The organism is Streptomyces sp. NPDC002144, assembly GCF_053593695.1.
This window is the reverse complement of the sequence record NZ_JBSFDB010000024.1, coordinates 37,192-52,593: the sequence shown is the minus strand read 5'-3', so window position 1 is coordinate 52,593 and position 15,402 is coordinate 37,192. Positions and strand designations below refer to the sequence as shown.

The 15,402-nt window shown below is 72.5% G+C and carries 13 protein-coding genes; 3 read left to right on the top strand and 10 right to left on the bottom strand.

The genetic code is table 11. From position 1 onward, the window contains the following. Window position 1 precedes the first annotated feature (1 nt). The 4 genes from ACWCQ1_RS31250 to ACWCQ1_RS31235 are packed head-to-tail and all read right to left on the bottom strand — an operon-like array spanning window position 2 to window position 6,097. Window positions 2–1,939 (bottom strand): ABC transporter permease, encoded by a 1,938-nt coding sequence (locus ACWCQ1_RS31250; protein WP_133043163.1) that lies wholly within the window; start codon window positions 1,937–1,939, stop codon window positions 2–4. Continuing rightward, window positions 1,939–2,994, bottom strand: a complete 1,056-nt coding sequence (locus ACWCQ1_RS31245; protein WP_133043164.1) for a glycine betaine/L-proline ABC transporter ATP-binding protein — start codon at window positions 2,992–2,994, stop codon at window positions 1,939–1,941. Before ACWCQ1_RS31245 ends, ACWCQ1_RS31250 begins: the two co-directional genes overlap by 1 nt. Beyond that, a complete protein-coding gene (locus ACWCQ1_RS31240; RefSeq protein WP_451027875.1) occupies window positions 2,991–4,523 on the bottom strand; it encodes a GMC family oxidoreductase in 1,533 nt (510 codons plus the stop codon). Before ACWCQ1_RS31240 ends, ACWCQ1_RS31245 begins: the two co-directional genes overlap by 4 nt. 44 nt (window positions 4,524–4,567) lie before the next feature. Then, window positions 4,568–6,097: an aldehyde dehydrogenase family protein gene (locus tag ACWCQ1_RS31235; RefSeq protein ID WP_451027874.1), complete on the bottom strand. Its 1,530-nt coding sequence runs from the start codon at window positions 6,095–6,097 to the stop codon at window positions 4,568–4,570. A gap of 245 nt (window positions 6,098–6,342) precedes the next feature. Between ACWCQ1_RS31235 and ACWCQ1_RS31230 the strand changes: the two genes are divergently transcribed. After that, on the top strand, window positions 6,343–6,474 hold the full coding sequence (locus ACWCQ1_RS31230; protein WP_451027873.1) for a hypothetical protein: 132 nt from the start codon (window positions 6,343–6,345) through the stop codon (window positions 6,472–6,474). A gap of 1 nt (window position 6,475) precedes the next feature. Here the strand turns inward: ACWCQ1_RS31230 and ACWCQ1_RS31225 are convergent, their stop codons facing one another. The 4 genes from ACWCQ1_RS31225 to ACWCQ1_RS31210 form a co-directional block, all read right to left on the bottom strand. Further along, window positions 6,476–7,159, bottom strand: a complete 684-nt coding sequence (locus ACWCQ1_RS31225) for a hypothetical protein (RefSeq protein WP_358593271.1) — start codon at window positions 7,157–7,159, stop codon at window positions 6,476–6,478. Window positions 7,160–7,598: 439 nt separating this feature from the next. Continuing rightward, window positions 7,599–7,967 carry a hypothetical protein gene (locus ACWCQ1_RS31220; RefSeq protein WP_358593270.1) on the bottom strand — a complete coding sequence of 123 codons (369 nt, stop codon included), beginning with the start codon at window positions 7,965–7,967 and terminating at the stop codon, window positions 7,599–7,601. After that, a complete protein-coding gene (locus ACWCQ1_RS31215) occupies window positions 7,957–9,714 on the bottom strand; it encodes a hypothetical protein (protein WP_451027872.1) in 1,758 nt (585 codons plus the stop codon). The genes ACWCQ1_RS31220 and ACWCQ1_RS31215 overlap by 11 nt, the downstream gene beginning before the upstream one ends. Window positions 9,715–9,823: 109 nt before the next feature. Further along, window positions 9,824–10,741 carry a LysR family transcriptional regulator gene (locus ACWCQ1_RS31210; protein ID WP_133043169.1) on the bottom strand — a complete coding sequence of 306 codons (918 nt, stop codon included), beginning with the start codon at window positions 10,739–10,741 and terminating at the stop codon, window positions 9,824–9,826. 96 nt (window positions 10,742–10,837) lie between these two features. Between ACWCQ1_RS31210 and ACWCQ1_RS31205 the strand changes: the two genes are divergently transcribed. Further along, entirely contained in the window at window positions 10,838–12,241 is a 1,404-nt protein-coding gene (locus ACWCQ1_RS31205) for an MFS transporter (RefSeq protein ID WP_451027871.1), read from the top strand. 45 nt (window positions 12,242–12,286) lie between these two features. Further along, window positions 12,287–12,976 carry a siderophore-interacting protein gene (locus ACWCQ1_RS31200; protein WP_451027870.1) on the top strand — a complete coding sequence of 230 codons (690 nt, stop codon included), beginning with the start codon at window positions 12,287–12,289 and terminating at the stop codon, window positions 12,974–12,976. Between the two features lie 5 nt (window positions 12,977–12,981). On the opposite strand, the gene ACWCQ1_RS31195 is transcribed toward ACWCQ1_RS31200, so the two are convergent. Then, window positions 12,982–13,977, bottom strand: coding sequence for a hypothetical protein (locus ACWCQ1_RS31195; protein ID WP_451027869.1), 996 nt, complete (start codon window positions 13,975–13,977; stop codon window positions 12,982–12,984). A gap of 148 nt (window positions 13,978–14,125) precedes the next feature. Continuing rightward, window positions 14,126–15,115: a malate dehydrogenase gene (locus ACWCQ1_RS31190; protein ID WP_133043173.1), complete on the bottom strand. Its 990-nt coding sequence runs from the start codon at window positions 15,113–15,115 to the stop codon at window positions 14,126–14,128. Window positions 15,116–15,402: the final 287 nt, after the last annotated feature.

The window sequence follows — 15,402 nt, the reverse complement described above, 5'->3', positions numbered from 1 at the left end:
GTCACACACCACCCTTCGCGCGGCGCTGCGTCGGCTGGGTCACCCGGTCGAGCATCAACCCCAGACACACGATCGCCGCACCGGCCACCAGACCCGTCGCCAGATCGCCCTGCGCGAGGCCGAACACGACGTCGTAGCCGAGCGCACCGCCGCCGACCAGGCCGCCGATGATGACGACGGCGAGGACGAGGACCACGCCCTGGTTGACGGCGAGCAGCAACGCGGGCCGGGCGAGCGGAAGTTGGACCTGGCGCAGCTGCTGGGCGGGGGTCGCGCCGAGGGAGCGGGCCGACTCCAGGGCGGCCGGGTCGACCTGGCGCAGCCCCTGGGTGGTGATCCGGACGACGGCGGGCAGGGCGTAGACCACGGCCGCCGCGACGGCGGGGGCACGGCCGACGCCGAACAGGGCCACCACCGGGATCAGGTACACGAACTGCGGCATCGTCTGGAAGACGTCCAGGACGGGCCTGAGCAGGCGTTCGAAGCGGTCGCTGCGGGCCGCCGCGATGCCCGTCGCGAAACCGAGGACGAGGGTGACGGCGACGGCGGCCAGGACCTGGGAGAGCGTGTCGAGGGAGGGTTTCCACACGCCGAGCACGCCGATCGCGGCCATGGCGAGGACCGCGGTGAGCGCGGTGCGCCAGGTGCCGATCAGCCAGGCCAGGGCGGCGACCAGGAGCAGCACGGACCACCAGGGCAGCCACTGCAGACCGCCGCGGACCGGGTCCAGGACCCAGGTGGTGAAGTGGCCCGCCCAGTCGGCGGTGCCGCCGACGACCGGGACGCCCGAGTAGAGGTGGGCGGTCATCCAGTCGACGGCGCTGTTGACCGGGTCGGCGATGTTCAGGGTCCAGGACTCGGGCCAGTCGAGTCGCCCGGCGAGACGTCCGGCGAGCGCCACGGCGACGGCACCGGCGGCCGCGTACAGCCAGGGGCGCACGCCCGCCGGCTCCTCGCCGGCGTTCTCGCCCGCGGCGCAGGTGACCCGGTCCAGGACGACGGCCAGCAGCACGATCGGGATGCCGGCCGCGAGGGCGGCGCCCACGTCGACGGAGGCCAGCGCCTGGTAGACGCGGTCACCGAGGCCGGCGGCGCCGATGACGGACGCGATGACCGCCATCGACAGGGCCATCATGATCGTCTGGTTGAGGCCGAGGAGGAGTTCCTTGCGGGCCAGCGGGATGCGCGCGGTCAGCAGCCGCTGGCGGGCGGTGGCGCCGAGCGAGTCGACGGCTTCGAGGACCTCCTTGTCTGCGCCGCGCAGGCCGAGGGAGGTGAGGCGGGCCATCGGCGGAGCGGCGTAGACGACGGTGGCCAGGACGGCGGCGGGGACGCCGATGCCGAAGACCAGGACGACCGGGAGGAGGTAGGCGAAGGCCGGCAGCACCTGCATGGTGTCCAGGACCGGGCGCAGGGCGCGGTCGAGGCGGTCGGAGAGACCGGCGGCGAGGCCCAGGAGGACGCCGACGGCCACCGACGCGAGAACGGCGACCACCATCAGGGCGAGCGTCTGCATCGTGGGGATCCACATGCCGAGCAGCCCGCAGGCGAGGAACGCGACGGCCGTGCCGAGGGCCAGCCGGAGACCGGCGACCCGCCAGGCGACGAGGGCGCCGATGGCCGTCACCCCGGCCCAGCCCGCGGCGAGGAGGACCAGGTAGACGGCGCGTACGGAGAGGACGACCGCGTTGCTGACGTAGCCGAAGCCGTAGAGGAACAGAGGGTGGCTGTCGCGGTTGTCGATGATCCAGTTGCTGGCGCCGGTGAGCGGCTTGGACAGGTCGACCGTGAGGGCGGCGGGCCAGCTTCCGCTCGCCCACTGGGCGTTGGCGAGCGGGACGAGGACCGCGGCGGCGAGGGCGAGCAGCAGGAGTTTTTGGACGGCCCGGTGTTTGAGGAAGCCCGCGGACAGCGGGACGGGCGCGGTGAGGGTGGCCATCAGGCGGCCTCCCTCTGCGGCTCGGTCCCGGCGACCACACCGAGGAGCCTCTCGTGGTCGACGACGCCCAGACAGCGGCCGTTCTCCACCACACAGGCCGGCCTGCCGCTCGTGGCGACGACCTTGATGGCGTCGGCGACGAGCTCGTCCGGGGCGAGCGCGCCCGGGTGCTCCGGGCCCTCGCAGCGGCCGGGCCGCATGGCCGTACGGACGGTCATGACCTGCTCCCGCGACACGTCCCGGACGAACTCGCGGACGTAGTCGTCCGCGGGGCTGCCCACGATCTCCTCCGGGGTGCCCAGCTGGACCACCCGGCCGTCGCGCATCAGCGCGATGCGGTCGCCGAGCTTCAACGCCTCGCTCAGGTCGTGCGTGATGAAGACCATCGTGCGGCCCTCCTCCCGGTGCAGGCGCACGACCTCCTCCTGCATGTCACGCCGGATGAGGGGGTCGAGGGCGCTGAAGGGCTCGTCGAACAGCAGGACCTCCGGGTCGACGGCCAACGCCCGGGCCAGGCCCACCCGTTGGCGCTGACCGCCGGAGAGCTGGCCGGGGCGCCGCTGTTCCATGCCCTCCAGGCCGACCTTGGCGACGACCTGCTGGGCGCGCGCCCGACGCTCCGCCTTGCCGACGCCCTGGATCTCCAGGCCGTAGGCGACGTTGTCGAGGACGGTGCGGTGCGGGAGGAGGCCGAAGTGCTGGAAGACCATGGCGGCCCGGTGCCGGCGCAGTTCGCGCAGCCGGGACCTGTCCATGGCGCGGACGTCCTCGCCGTCGATGGCGATCGTGCCGGCGGTCGGCTCGATGAGTCGGGTGAGGCAGCGGACGAGGGTGGACTTGCCGGAGCCCGACAGGCCCATCACCACGAAGACCTCGCCCTTGCGGACGTCGAAGGAGACGTTGTGGACGGCGGCCGTGCAGCCGGTGCGGGCCCGGAGCTCGGAGGGCGCCAGCGCGGACAGTTCGGCGTCGCCGGGCACCCTGTCCGCCTTCGGGCCGAACACCTTCCACAGGTTGTCGACGGAGAAGACGGGCTTTTCGATGGCCGTGCTCATCGCACACCACCCCCGATCAGGTCGACGGCCCTCTCACCGACCATGAGCACCCCGATCATCGGGTTCACGGCGGTCATCGTCGGGAAGACCGAGGCGTCCGCGATCCGGATGCCCTCCAGGCCGCGGATCCGCAGCTCGGGGTCGACCACGGCGAGTTCGTCGTCCGTGGCGCCCATCCTGCAGGTGCCGGCGGGGTGGTAGACGGTGTGCGCGACCTTGCGGGCGTACTCGCTCAGCTCCTCGTCGCCGGTCACCTCCGGCCCCGGACACACTTCACGCTTGAGCCAGCCCGCCAGCGGTTCGGTGCTCGCGATCTCGCGGGCGACGCGGACGCCGTCGACGAGGGTGCGGGCGTCGTAGTCGTCCTCGTCGGTGAAGTAGCGGAAGTCGAGGGCCGGTTTGACCGACGGGTCAGCGCTCGTCAGGTACAGACGGCCGCGGCTCCTCGGCTTGGGGATGTTGGGCGTCATCGAGACGCCGTACGCGGGGCGTTCGTAGCCCAGCCGCTCAGGGTTGTCCGTGAAGGGGATCTGGTAGAAGTGGAACATCAGGTCCGGGCCCGGGTGTCCGGGGTCGCGGCGCACGAACAGGCCGGCGTCGCTGTCCATCGCGGAGTTGTCCGGGATGGGGCCGTTCGTCTCCCAGACGATCACCGACTCCGGGTGGTCGAGGAGGTTCTCGCCGACGCCGGGCAGGTCGTGCACGACGGGGATGCCGAGGGCTTCGAGGTCCGCGCGCGGGCCGATGCCGGAGTGCAGCAGCAGCCGCGGGGAGTCGACGGCCCCGGCGCACAGGACGACCTCGTCGCGGGCGCGTACGAGGATCTCCTCGCCGTCCTTGGTGCGGACGTGCACGCCTTCCGCGCGCGTGCCGTCGAACTGAAGCCGGTACGCCCATGTCTCCAGCAGGATCGTCAGGTTGGGCCGCTCGTCCATCACCGGGTGGAGGTACGCGACCGACGCGCTGGAGCGCTTGTTGGTCTCGGGGTGGTAGGCCAGGTCGAAGAAGCCGACGCCGTCGTCGAACGGCTTGTTGTTGAAGCCCTCGACGCGGGGGACGTCCAGCGCCTTGTGGGCGGCGTCGACGAAGTCGCGGGCGATGGCGTTCCGGTCCTTCTCGTCGACCGGGACGATGTTGTTCTTCAGGCGCGCGAAGTACGCCTCCATCGGCACCGCGCCCCAGCCCTTGGCGCCGGCCGCCTCCCACTCGTCCCAGTCGGAGGGCAGCGGCTTGAAGGCGATCAGCGTGTTGTGGGAGGAACAGCCGCCGAGGACGCGGGCCCGGCTGTGCCGGATGCGCGAATTCCCGCGTGACTGCTCGGTGGTGGGGTAGTCGTAGTCGAGTTCGCCGCCGAGCAGGCCCATCCAGCGGCGCAGCGTCAGGACGTCCTCTCGGCCGACGTCGCTGGGGCCGCCCTCGATGACGGCGACGGTGACGTCGGGGTTCTCGGTCAGGCGGGAGGCTATGACGGAGCCTGCGGTTCCGCCGCCGATGACGACGTAGTCGTAGAGATGGGGGGTCTCGGGCATGAGGGGGTTGCTCCAAGGGGCGGGGGACGTACGGAAGTCGGGATTCAGCCCGCGAACCAGCGAACCGGCTTCGGCGCCAGGTTCTGGTACACGTGCTTGGTCTCGCGGTACTCGGCGAGGCCGGCCGGCCCCAGCTCGCGGCCGACGCCGCTCTTGCCGAAGCCGCCCCACTCCGCCTGCGGGAGATAGGGGTGGAAGTCGTTGATCCAGACGGTGCCGTGCCGCAGCCGGCCGGCGACCCGGCGGGCGCGGCCCGCGTCGGAGGTCCAGACGGCGCCGGCGAGGCCGTACTCGGTGTCGTTGGCGAGGGCGACGGCCTCGTCCTCGGTGCGGAAGGTCTCCACCGTCAGCACCGGTCCGAAGACCTCCTCGCGGACGACCTTCATCCGGCGGTGGCACTGGTCGAGGACGGTCGGCTCGTAGAAGTAGCCGGACGCGGGACGCTCCGGCGCCGGTACGGGCCGCCGGCCGCCCGAACGCAGCACCGCGCCCTCGTCCAGCGCGGAGGCGACGTAGGCCTCGACCTTGGCGCGCTGCTGCTCGGAGACGAGGGGGCCGCACTCGACGCCGTCCTCGGTGCCGCGGCCGAGGCGTATGCGGCTTGCCCGGCGGGCGAGTTCGGCGACGAAGCGCTCGCGCAGCGACTCCTCGACGATGAGGCGTGCGCCGGCCGAGCAGACCTGGCCGCTGTGGATGAACGCGGCGTTGAGGGCCTGGTCGACGGCGGTGTCGAAGCCCTCCTCGGTGGCGCAGGCGTCCGCGAAGACGACGTTGGGGTTCTTGCCGCCGAGTTCGAGCGCGACCTTCTTCACGCTCGGGGCGGCCGCCTGGGCGACCTTGGTGCCGCTGACCAGGCCGCCGGTGAAGGAGACCAGGTCGACGTCCGGGTGCTCGGCGAGCCGGGCACCCACGGAGTGGCCGGGGCCGGTGACGACGCCGGCGACGCCCGCGGGCAGACCGGCCTCGGTGAGCAGGTCGATGAGGGCGACGGTGGTGAGCGGGGTGATCTCGCTGGGCTTGACGACGAAGGTGTTGCCGGCCGCGAGGGCCGGGGCGATCTTCCAACTGGCCTGGAGGAGGGGGTAGTTCCAGGGGGTGATCAGGGCGCAGACGCCGACCGGTTCGTGCACGACGACGCTGTGCACGTCGGGCGAGCCCGCGTCGACGACCCGGCCCGGTGCCTCACCGGCGACCAGGTCGGCGAAGTAGCGGAAGGCGTCGGCGACACAGTCGATGTCGACCCGGCCCTCCTCCACGGTCTTGCCCGCGTCCTGGCTCTCCAGCCGGCCGAGGCGTTCGCGGTCGCGTACGAGAAGATCGGCGACGCGGCGCAGCAGCGCGGCGCGTTCGGCCACGGGGGTGCGGGGCCAGTCGCCGTGGTCGAAGGCCTCCCGGGCGGCCGCGACCGCCAGATCCGTGTCCTTTTCGTCACCCTCCGCGACCAGGGCGAAGGGCTGCCCGTCCGCGGGGTCGAGGATCTCTCGCGTGGCTCCGGAGACGGCTTCTCGCCATTCCCCCGCCACGTGGATGGTCGCCTGCGCGTCGAGTTCCGGTGCTTGCGCCCTGTCCGCCATGTTCGGTACTGCCTTCCGTTCCTGTTCAGCTCCCGTGAGTCACACCGGTGTCACCCACCGGGACCGTGAGCACCTGCCCTCCACCCTTGATTGCATGCGCAATCCATGGCCGAAAGTGCGCTGTGTCACTGAACATGCGGGCAAATAGGGCGAACCGTAGGCTGAACCGTGACGCGCACCACGGAGGTGAGGCCCTGCACGGCAGGGCTCGACGCCACGTCCGTCCACCTGTCTGGAAGGCGCAGGTGCCCGGCCCGCAGGGTGACGCGGTCGCCCAGCTCTTCTCGGACTACGACAAGCCGGTGCCCTCCGCCACACCGTCGCCGGACCGGTCGGTGGACATCGGCAAGCTGCAGCAGCGGTTGCAGAGCAGCTGAGTCAGTCGGTGCCCGGGTCGGGGTCGCAGGTGGTGTTCGGCGGGCAGAACCAGTCCAACGCGGCGGTGAGTTTGGCGAGTTCGTCGTCGCGGCCGTCGGAGACGGGGCCGTAGGAGGCGATGGCGTAGATGTTGCCGTCCTGGGCGACGAAGCGTTCGTCGTAGACGTGCCAGGTACCGACGTCGGGCTCGCCCTTGATGGTGCCGGCGAGGTACTCCAGCCGGGAGCCGGTGAACTGCCCGTCATCCAGGGTCTGCAGCCTGAGCTTCTTGAAGCCGGCGGGCTTGGGGGTCTGGTCGGACAGGTACAGGTCGAAGGAGGCCTGCGGGGACCCCTCCTGCACCTGGTAGACCTGCAGCCGGTGCGTGCTGTCGGCGCTGCGGTAGTTGACCACGTCGATCCCGAACAGCGAGGGCGCGGTGGTGCGGGTCCAGCCCTCCGGTACGGCGATCCGGAACCCCTCCTCGTCGTCGCGCAGTTGGTATCCCGCGGGCGGTGCGGAGGGCGAGGGCGAGGATGTCGTGGTGTCCTCGGCGAGCGGTGACGGCGACCGGGTGGGCGACTCGCTCGCCGTCGTGGACGACCCGGCGGCGACGGGCTCCTTGTGTCCGCCGCCGCTCCTCCCCACGACCAGGGTCATCACGAGACTGACGGCGACGCCGACCACGGCGGCCCCGACCACCACGGACCACACGAGCCGCCGGCTGAGCCCACCACCGCCCGTGGCCTGCTGCTCCGGGGGCGTCCACGAGGCCCCGGAACTCCCCTCGGGCGCAGGAGGCCCCCAGGAAGCGCCGGACCCACCGCCCGCATCCACGACAGTCCCCCCGGCCCCGGCCCCGGCCCCGGGCCCGTGCCAGCCGCTCCCGGCTCCCGTACCGGGCCAGCCACCGGGCAGGGGCGGAACGACGGGAGCCGGCGGTACAGAGCCGACGGCCCCCGCAGCCCCGGTGTCAGCCGCGCTCCCCACCTCCGAGCCACCGGCGTCGGCCCCCGATCCCCCCGCCCCCGGCCAGCCCGGCGGCGCGGACGGCGGCTCGGCCGTCGCATGACTCCCCGTGCTGTCCTCCCAGCGCTGGGTGTCCTCGTTCCAGTACTGTCCGCCCCCGCTCATCGGCTGACTCTCACATCCCCAGGAGGCCGGCCAGGGCGCCGGCGGAGGCCAGGAAGGTGACCAGGGCCTGGGAGTCGGACAGCAGTTCCCTCAGGCGTTCGCGGCGGGTGGGGCCGGCCTGGCCCGTGGTCGCGATCTCCGCCTCCGTCTCCGCGAGGGCCTCGTCCAGCGCGGCCGTCTGCTCGGTACCGCGCACCCGTTCGGCCAGGTCGGCCCGCAAATCCCGTACGGCGGCGAGCAGTTGTTCGGTCGCCTCGTCGCGCTGCGGACCCGTGCCGTGGTGCACGTGGTGGCTCTCGGCGTGCGACTGGCTGCCGATGGCGAAGGTGTTGTTGCCCGAGATGTCGCCGATGTTGACGCTCGGCTCGTTAGTTGCCACTGGTGTCGGCTCCCTTCGGCGGCACCGCACCGCCCGAGACACTGGAGGAGGCGGCGGACGAGCCGCTGCCGACCGCGAAGGTGGACCCCTCGATCCGGCCGATGTTCACGTCCCCGTTGCTGATGTTGACGACCTTCTGGACGAACTCCCCGGTCTCGTAACCGGATTCGGCGAGCGCGGCCCGCACCCCGTTCGCCACCCTGTCCTGCACGCTCTTCAGGTAGCGCACCACGTCCATCTCCTGGAACGTGGAACCGGTCGGCGCCGCCCCCAACTCCCGTACCGACGCCCCCGGTCCGTCGGGCAGCGCCCCCGCGTAGCCGCCCGTGAGCAGCCGCCACACGTACACCAGCCCCCGGCCCAGCTGCCCCAGCGAGCGGCCGACGGACGACGGCACCAGGACGAGCGCGCCCGCCACCTTCCCCGCCAGGTTGTTGTGCCTGAACCGGTGCGCCACACGGTCGGCGTCCTTGAAGTCGGCGCGCACCGGCGTCAGCACGTGCGGCGCGATCTCCAGCATCAGCATCCGTCCCTGCGTGTGGATGCGCACGAAGACCGTGACGACCAGCTCCTCCTCCCAGCCGCCGACCCGGATGCGCAGGAAGTGCCGCCGCTTCTCGGCGCCCTCCTCGACCGCCCGGGCCCGGTGCTCCTCGAATGCCTGCGGGGTGTACGGCGCCTGGTCCCGGGTGAGCAGCCCCTCGGCCGGCAGGAACACGCACTCGTCGATCTCCAGCCAGCGCAGCCGGTCACGGACCCCGGGCCCCGCGAACTCGGCCGGGACACGCAGCTGTTCCAGCAGCGGACGGATCCGCTCCAGGACCGTGCGGTTGCTCAGCGGCTGCTGCTTGCGCTCCTCGTCCGGGCGGAGTTCGACGGCCAGCACCCAGGTGTCGTACGCGGCGCCCGCCCCGCAGAACGGCCGCGCCTCGTGGTACATGATCAGCGGCGCGTGCTGCTCGAGCCGGATGCGCTGCTTCAGCCGCTGGAAGCGCGGGTTGTCGGCCTGCTCGGCGGGGTCGTTCGCCGCGTCACCGAACCGCTGTGGGGAGAGTTCGGCGGCGAGCGCCCGGCTGACCTGGTTGCGCTGGGCGTATCCGCACCAGGCGATGAGCGCGAGCACGCCCAGCCCCAGCCAGGCCCGCCAGGGCTCGACCAGGTCGGTGATGGAACTCGGCGAGAACACGTCCGTGAGGCTCGACGAGTCGGAGTAGGAGCCGGTGTAGGGGTCGTACCGGGGGGAGGAGGAACCGCTGTCCGAGCCGCCGCCGAACGCCACGATCAGGATGAACACCAGTACCAGCGCGAAGACCAGCCGACCCCCCCAGCGGGCCAGGAACGCGGGGACCAGCCGCCACAGCGGAGGCTGCTCCGCCCGCCCCCTGATCCAGGGCGCGAGGGCGAGGGCCACGCTGGGCCAGATACAGAAGGCCAGCAGACCGCCGCTGAGCACCCCTCCGACCATCCACAGGCCGAGGATCGCCCCGGCCCAGAGCAGCTCGAAGCGGCGGGCGCGCAGGGCGTGGGCGAGGACGCGGGCGGCGTCGAAGCCGAGCGAGGGCGCGACGATCCGCTGTTCGTTGAGCTGCAGTTCCTCGATGACCCGGTCGCGGTAACCGGAATCCAGATAGGTGCCGGCGCACAGCAGCCGGGTCGCCTCGCTGGCGTGCGGTGGGACGGGCGGTGTCGGCGGCGCCCCCGTGGAGACCACGGGCTGCGGCTGCTGAGGCACGTAAGCGGTACTCACGCTACTCCCCCGATGCGTGGATGGACCGTTGTCAGACGTTCAGTTGACAAACCATCAGCATAGAGGGGCAGGTGGTACGGGGAAAGCGGAATGCCGACCGGGCGAGCGGCTAAACGGACCGTTCGGCGAGCAGCTCCCGGACCGTCCGCCTGAGCCATGCGTGGGCCGGATCCGCCTCGTGCCGTGGATGCCAGGCCAGCCCCAGGTCCAGCGGGGGCAGGCGCAGCGGCACCTCGAACGCCACGAGGTCCAGCGCCGCGGCGAGCGGTAGCGCCCAGGAGCTGATCAGACCGACCAGGTCGCTGTCCCGTACGACGAACAGGGAGGCGGGAAGGGTCCCGATCGTGCCCGCCACGCGCCGCTTCAGCCCGAGTCCGGCGAGCGCCTCGTCGACCGGTCCGTGCAGCCTGCCCCGGCGCGAGACGATCAGGTGATCCGCCTCCGTGGCGAACCGCTCCGCCGTCAACTCCCCTTCCAGCAGCGGATGCCCGGCCCGTACGACGCCGAGCATCCGGTCCCGGTACAGCATCTCCCGGTGCACCTCGGGCGCGGTCGTGTCGATGACCCCGACCTCCAGATCTGCGGTGCCCGCACGCAGGTACGGCTCGTCCGCGTGGCTCTCGGCCAGGTACCGCACCCGGATGCCGGGCGCCTCGGCCGCGGCCCGGGCGAAGAGGGCGGGAGCGAGGGCGGCGCCGATGGTGTCGGGGCCGATGATCGTGAGGGTGCGGCGCAGGGTCCGTACGTCCGCGTCCCGGCCCGGCGCGAACAGCGCCCGGGCCCGCTCCACCACCGCGCTCACCTCCGCACGCACGGCCAGCGCGTGCGGGGTCGGCACCATCTGCCGCCCGGCCCGCACCAGGATCGGGTCGCCGAGCGCCTTGCGGATACGGCCGAGGGTCCGGCTCATCGCCGGTTCGGACAGGTGCAGCCGCTGTGCGGCGCCCCGCACACTGCGCTCCTCCAGGAGGACGTCCAGGGCGGCCAGCAGATTGAGGTCGAGGTGCGCGGATTGCGTCACGTGCAGGTATCCCTTGCGAAAGTTGCACTGGAGTGCAGGACGGACCCGAGCCTACGGTGACAGGGCATCCCGAACCAGCCGCCGAGCTCCCCAGGAGGAGCCATGCCCCCGCACGCCCCGAAACGGTCCACCCTCCTCGCGATGTGCGCCTGCGTCCTGGTCGCGCAGTCCATGGTCGCCGCCGTCAACCTGCTGATCCCGCAGCTGAGTTCGTCCGCCCTGCACCCCTCGCACACCGAGCTGCTGTGGACGGTCGACGCGTACGTCATCGTCTTCGCCTCGCTGCTCATCCCGGCGGGCGCCCTCGGCGACCGGTACGGCCGCAAGGGCGCCCTGCTCACGGGGCTGGGCGTGTTCGCGGCGGGGGCCGCCACCAGCGCGCTCGCCACGGGCCCGGCACTGCTCGTCACCGGCCGGGGGATCTCCGGCGCGGGCGCCGCGCTGATCACGCCGTCGACCCTGTCGATCCTGATGCGCCTCGCCGGTCCCGAACACCGCGCCCGGGCCCTGACGGCCTGGACGCTGGCACTGGGCATCGGCGGCATGGCCGGCAACCTCGGCGGCGGTCTGGTGGGCCAGTTCCTCACCTGGCGCGCCCTGTTCCTCGCCATGGTCCCGCTCGCCGCACTCCTCGCTCTCGCCGTGGCGCTCACCACGCCCCGCACGGAACGCTCCCCCGGCAACCACCCCGACCCCCTCGGCACCCTCCTGCTCACCGCCGCTCTGGTCGCCCTCCTCTTCGGCATCATCGAGGGCCCCACGCACGGCTGGGCCTCCCCCCGCATCCTGGGCGTCTTCGCGGCCGGCGCCCTTCTGGCGGCCGCCTTCACCGCCCACGCCCTCCGCTCCCGCACCCCCCTCCTCGACCCGCGCGTCTTCAGGTCGCCCCGGCTGCGCGCCGCCTCCCTCGGCATGGCCACCGGCTTCTTCGGCCTGTTCGCCCTCTTCTACGTCAACTCGCAGTACCTGCAAGGCGTGAAGGGGTACGGCCCCGCCCTGACCGGCGTCGCGATCGTGCCGCTGATCGTCGGCATGGCGCTCACGCAGCGGCTGGCGACGCGCTGGACGTCGTACCCCCGACCGGTCGTCGGCACCGGCCTCGCGCTCATCGGTCTGGGGCTGCTCGGCGCGTCCACCGCGGGTGCGGGCACGCCCTATCCGGTGTACGCCTGCTGGCTGTTGGTGATCTCGGCGGGCGCCGGTCTGAGCATGCCCGCGCTGACGCTGGGGGTGGTCACCTCCCTCCCGGCCCACCAGGCGGGTCTCGGCTCCGGGCTCGGCACCTCGGCCCGTGAGATCGGCGCGGCCCTCGGTGTCGCCACCGCCGGCACGGTCCTGGCCGCCCATCCGGACTTCGCCCACGGCATGGGCCCGGCCCTGCGCACGGCCGCCCTCCTGGTCCTGGCGGCGACTGCGGCGGTCGTGGCCGGGTACGGCAAGCGCGGCGCAACACGCACTATCGCGTCGAGCGATAAACGCGTACTATCGCGTTCAGCTCGACCTTGACCTCCAACTCCCCTCCTCCGCCCGCGAGTTCCCAGGAGCCGCCCCATGCCCGCTCTGCTCTCCCCGGTCCTGGACCTGCTGACGCTCCAGGGCACCATCACCGAGGCCGAACCCGTCGCCGACCGGATGCGCCGGCTGCGCATCGAGGGTGAGGCGCTCACCGGACTCACCGTCCGGCCGGGGCAGCAGGTGCGCGTACTGGTCGGCGGCGGGCTGACCCTGCGCACGTACTCGATCCGGAGCTACGACCCCGCCGGCGCCGTCGAGTTGTGCGTGCTGGACCATCCCGGAGACGGCCCCGGGGCACGATGGGCGCGCGGGGTCGGAGTGGGCGAGCGGGTGCGACTGCGCAGGCCGGAGGGGTCGTTCGTGCTCCGGCCGGACGCCCCGCACCATGTGTTCGTCGGTGACGAGACGGCGTCCGTGGCCTTCGCCGCGATGCTGGACGCGCTGCCGGAGGGGGCCCGGATCTCCGGCTGCGTGGAGACCGAGACCGAGGGCGACCGGCTCCCCCTCCCCCACGGCGACCGGCTCACCTGGGTTCTCCGCGACGGCGGTTCGCTGGTCGACGCCGTACGGGAGCTGGCGCCCGCGCCCGGTGGGGTCGCGTACGTCGCCGGCGAGGCGCGGGCCGTGCAGCGGGTGCGGCAGGTGCTCGTGCGGGAGGCCGGCTGGGACCGGCGGGCGGTCCTCACCAAGCCGTTCTGGGCGCCGGGCAAGAAGGGACTGGAGTAGGGAGCCTAGGTGCACTGGGCGCCGGTCGGGCAGAAGTACCGCACCGCGGTCCTCAGCGGCTCCCGCACCTGCTCGGGCGTCAGGCTCGCGGGGCCGCTGGCGCGGATCGCGTACAGGGTGCCGTCGGCGGCCTCGAAGCGGTGGTCGATGACCTGGCGGGCGCCCTTGTCCTGGTCCGTGTAGCGGTAGGTCAGCTCCGCCCAGGTGTCGCCGTGGTCCCGCTGGATCACCTGGTAGCCGGGCTGCTTGGCGAAGCCGAAGCCGGGGTCGGTCTCGGCCAGGGTCAGCGACTCGTAGGGCGTGGACTCCATGACCCGGAAGATCTGCAGCTGGCGGCCGTCGGCCGGGGAGTCGTAGTAGACGATCGGCGCGAGCTTGCCCTGCTTCTCGCGGCGGGTCCAGCCCTGCGGGACGTCGACCGCGTAGCCGACCGGGTCCTCGGCGCGGCGGTAGCCGGCCGAGGGCGAGTTCAGCGGCGAGGCCGGCGGGGTCGTGGTGGGCGTGGCCGACGGGCTGCTCGGCGGCTCGGAACTCCGGCCCGGACTCGGACTGGTCGAGGCCGAGACGCTGACGGAGCTCCCGGTCACGGGGCCGGCGCCGGTGCCGGAGCGGTGATCCCGGATCAGGTACCAGGTCCCGGCACCGGTCCCCGCGCCGACCGCGACGACCAGCGCGATGACGGCGAGCACCCGTCCGACGCGGCGCCGGGGCGCAGGCGGCGGGACGGGAGGCAGGGTGTACGGCGGTGTGGGAGCCCCGGTGTAGGCCGGGCCGGGCGGCAGGGGGGACGCCATGTACGCGGGGCCCGGCGGTGTCGCGGGTCCCGGCGGCGGTGTCGTCCAAGGCGGCGGGAAGGCGCCGCCCGTCTGCGTCTCGGCGGACGCCCACGGCGGGGTGGCCCCCGTCTGCCCGTCGGACCAGGCGGCCCGGCCTCTCTCCTCGCTCGGTTCCCGCTCCGGTCCGGAGCCCGATCCGGCGTCGTACTCGTCCCATCCGCTCATCGCGAACCCCCCGAATCACCCCTGGTGGGTACCGCCTTAGACGGTAGCGGCGAAAACGGGCGCGGGCCCCGTTCCGACCGAAACCGGAACAGGGCCCGTGCGGGCTCGTGACGAAACCGAGGAAACGGCGACCGTCAGACGGCGACCGTCAGATGAGGCCGAGACCGCGGACCGCCTCGCGCTCCTCCTCGAGCTCCTTGACGGAGGCGTCGATGCGGGCGCGGGAGAACTCGTTGATGTCCAGGCCCTGGACGATCTCGTACTGGCCGTCCTTCGTGGTGACCGGGAAGGAGGAGATCAGGCCCTCCGGGACGCCGTAGGAGCCGTCCGACGGGATGCCCATGGAGACCCAGTCACCGTCGGCGGTGCCGTTGACCCAGGTGTGCACGTGGTCGATGGCGGCGTTGGCGGCGGACGCGGCGGAGGAGGCGCCACGGGCCTCGATGATCGCGGCGCCGCGCTTGGCGACGGTCGGGATGAAGTCCTCGGCGAGCCACTTCTCGTCGTTGACCACCTCGGCGGCGTTCTTGCCGGCGATGGTGGCGTGGAAGATGTCCGGGTACTGGGTGGCGGAGTGGTTGCCCCAGATGGTCAGGCGCTTGATGTCGGCGACCGTCGAACCCGTCTTCTTCGCGAGCTGGGTCAGCGCGCGGTTGTGGTCGAGGCGGGTCATCGCGGTGAAGCGCTCGGCCGGTACGTCCGGCGCGGCGGCCTGCGCGATGAGCGCGTTGGTGTTGGCCGGGTTGCCGACGACGAGGACCTTGATGTCGTCCGCCGCGTGGTCGTTGATGGCCTTGCCCTGCGGCTTGAAGATGCCGCCGTTGGCCTCGAGGAGGTCACCGCGCTCCATGCCCTTGGTGCGCGGGCGGGCGCCGACGAGAAGGGCGACGTTGGCGCCGTCGAAGGCGACGTTCGGGTCGTCGCTGATGTCGATGCCCTGGAGCAGCGGGAACGCGCAGTCGTCCAGCTCCATGGCCGTACCCTCGGCGGCCTTCAGCGCGGGCGTGATCTCCAGGAGGCGCAGCTTGACCGGCACGTCCGCGCCGAGCAGCTGGCCGGAGGCGATGCGGAAGAGGAGGGCGTAACCGATCTGGCCGGCCGCGCCGGTGACGGTGACGTTCACGGGAGTGCGGGTCATGGCGTTCTCCGTAGGACAGCTGGCGGTGGTCGTCCGGGTGGGACGTACAAATGATCGATCTCTTGGTATCAAGAGAGATCCACCGGTCAGGCTATCGCGCATCCGGGATCCCGCACCGCCGGGCCCGTGTGGCCCACCCCACAGAGTAAAGCCGCGCCGAAAAATTCGGGGCGGCACGCATGGGCCTGCCCATCCCGGGCACGCGAACCGTACCCCCACGGGAGTCCGGCACAGTCGGTACCCCCCACCAGGCGGCCGCCCAGTCCCCCCTCTCCCGGACGGGCGGC

Bases quoted from the DNA above. Each gene is read 5' to 3' on its own strand.
- ACWCQ1_RS31250 (WP_133043163.1), bottom strand. From the start codon at position 1,939: ATGGCCACCCTCACCGCGCCCGTCCCGCTGTCCGCGGGCTTCCTCAAA.
- ACWCQ1_RS31245 (WP_133043164.1), bottom strand. From the start codon at position 2,994: ATGAGCACGGCCATCGAAAAGCCCGTCTTCTCCGTCGACAACCTGTGG.
- ACWCQ1_RS31240 (WP_451027875.1), bottom strand. From the start codon at position 4,523: ATGCCCGAGACCCCCCATCTCTACGACTACGTCGTCATCGGCGGCGGA.
- ACWCQ1_RS31235 (WP_451027874.1), bottom strand. From the start codon at position 6,097: ATGGCGGACAGGGCGCAAGCACCGGAACTCGACGCGCAGGCGACCATC.
- ACWCQ1_RS31205 (WP_451027871.1), top strand. From the start codon at position 10,838: ATGCCCCCGCACGCCCCGAAACGGTCCACCCTCCTCGCGATGTGCGCC.
- ACWCQ1_RS31200 (WP_451027870.1), top strand. From the start codon at position 12,287: ATGCCCGCTCTGCTCTCCCCGGTCCTGGACCTGCTGACGCTCCAGGGC.
- ACWCQ1_RS31195 (WP_451027869.1), bottom strand. From the start codon at position 13,977: ATGAGCGGATGGGACGAGTACGACGCCGGATCGGGCTCCGGACCGGAG.
- ACWCQ1_RS31190 (WP_133043173.1), bottom strand. From the start codon at position 15,115: ATGACCCGCACTCCCGTGAACGTCACCGTCACCGGCGCGGCCGGCCAG.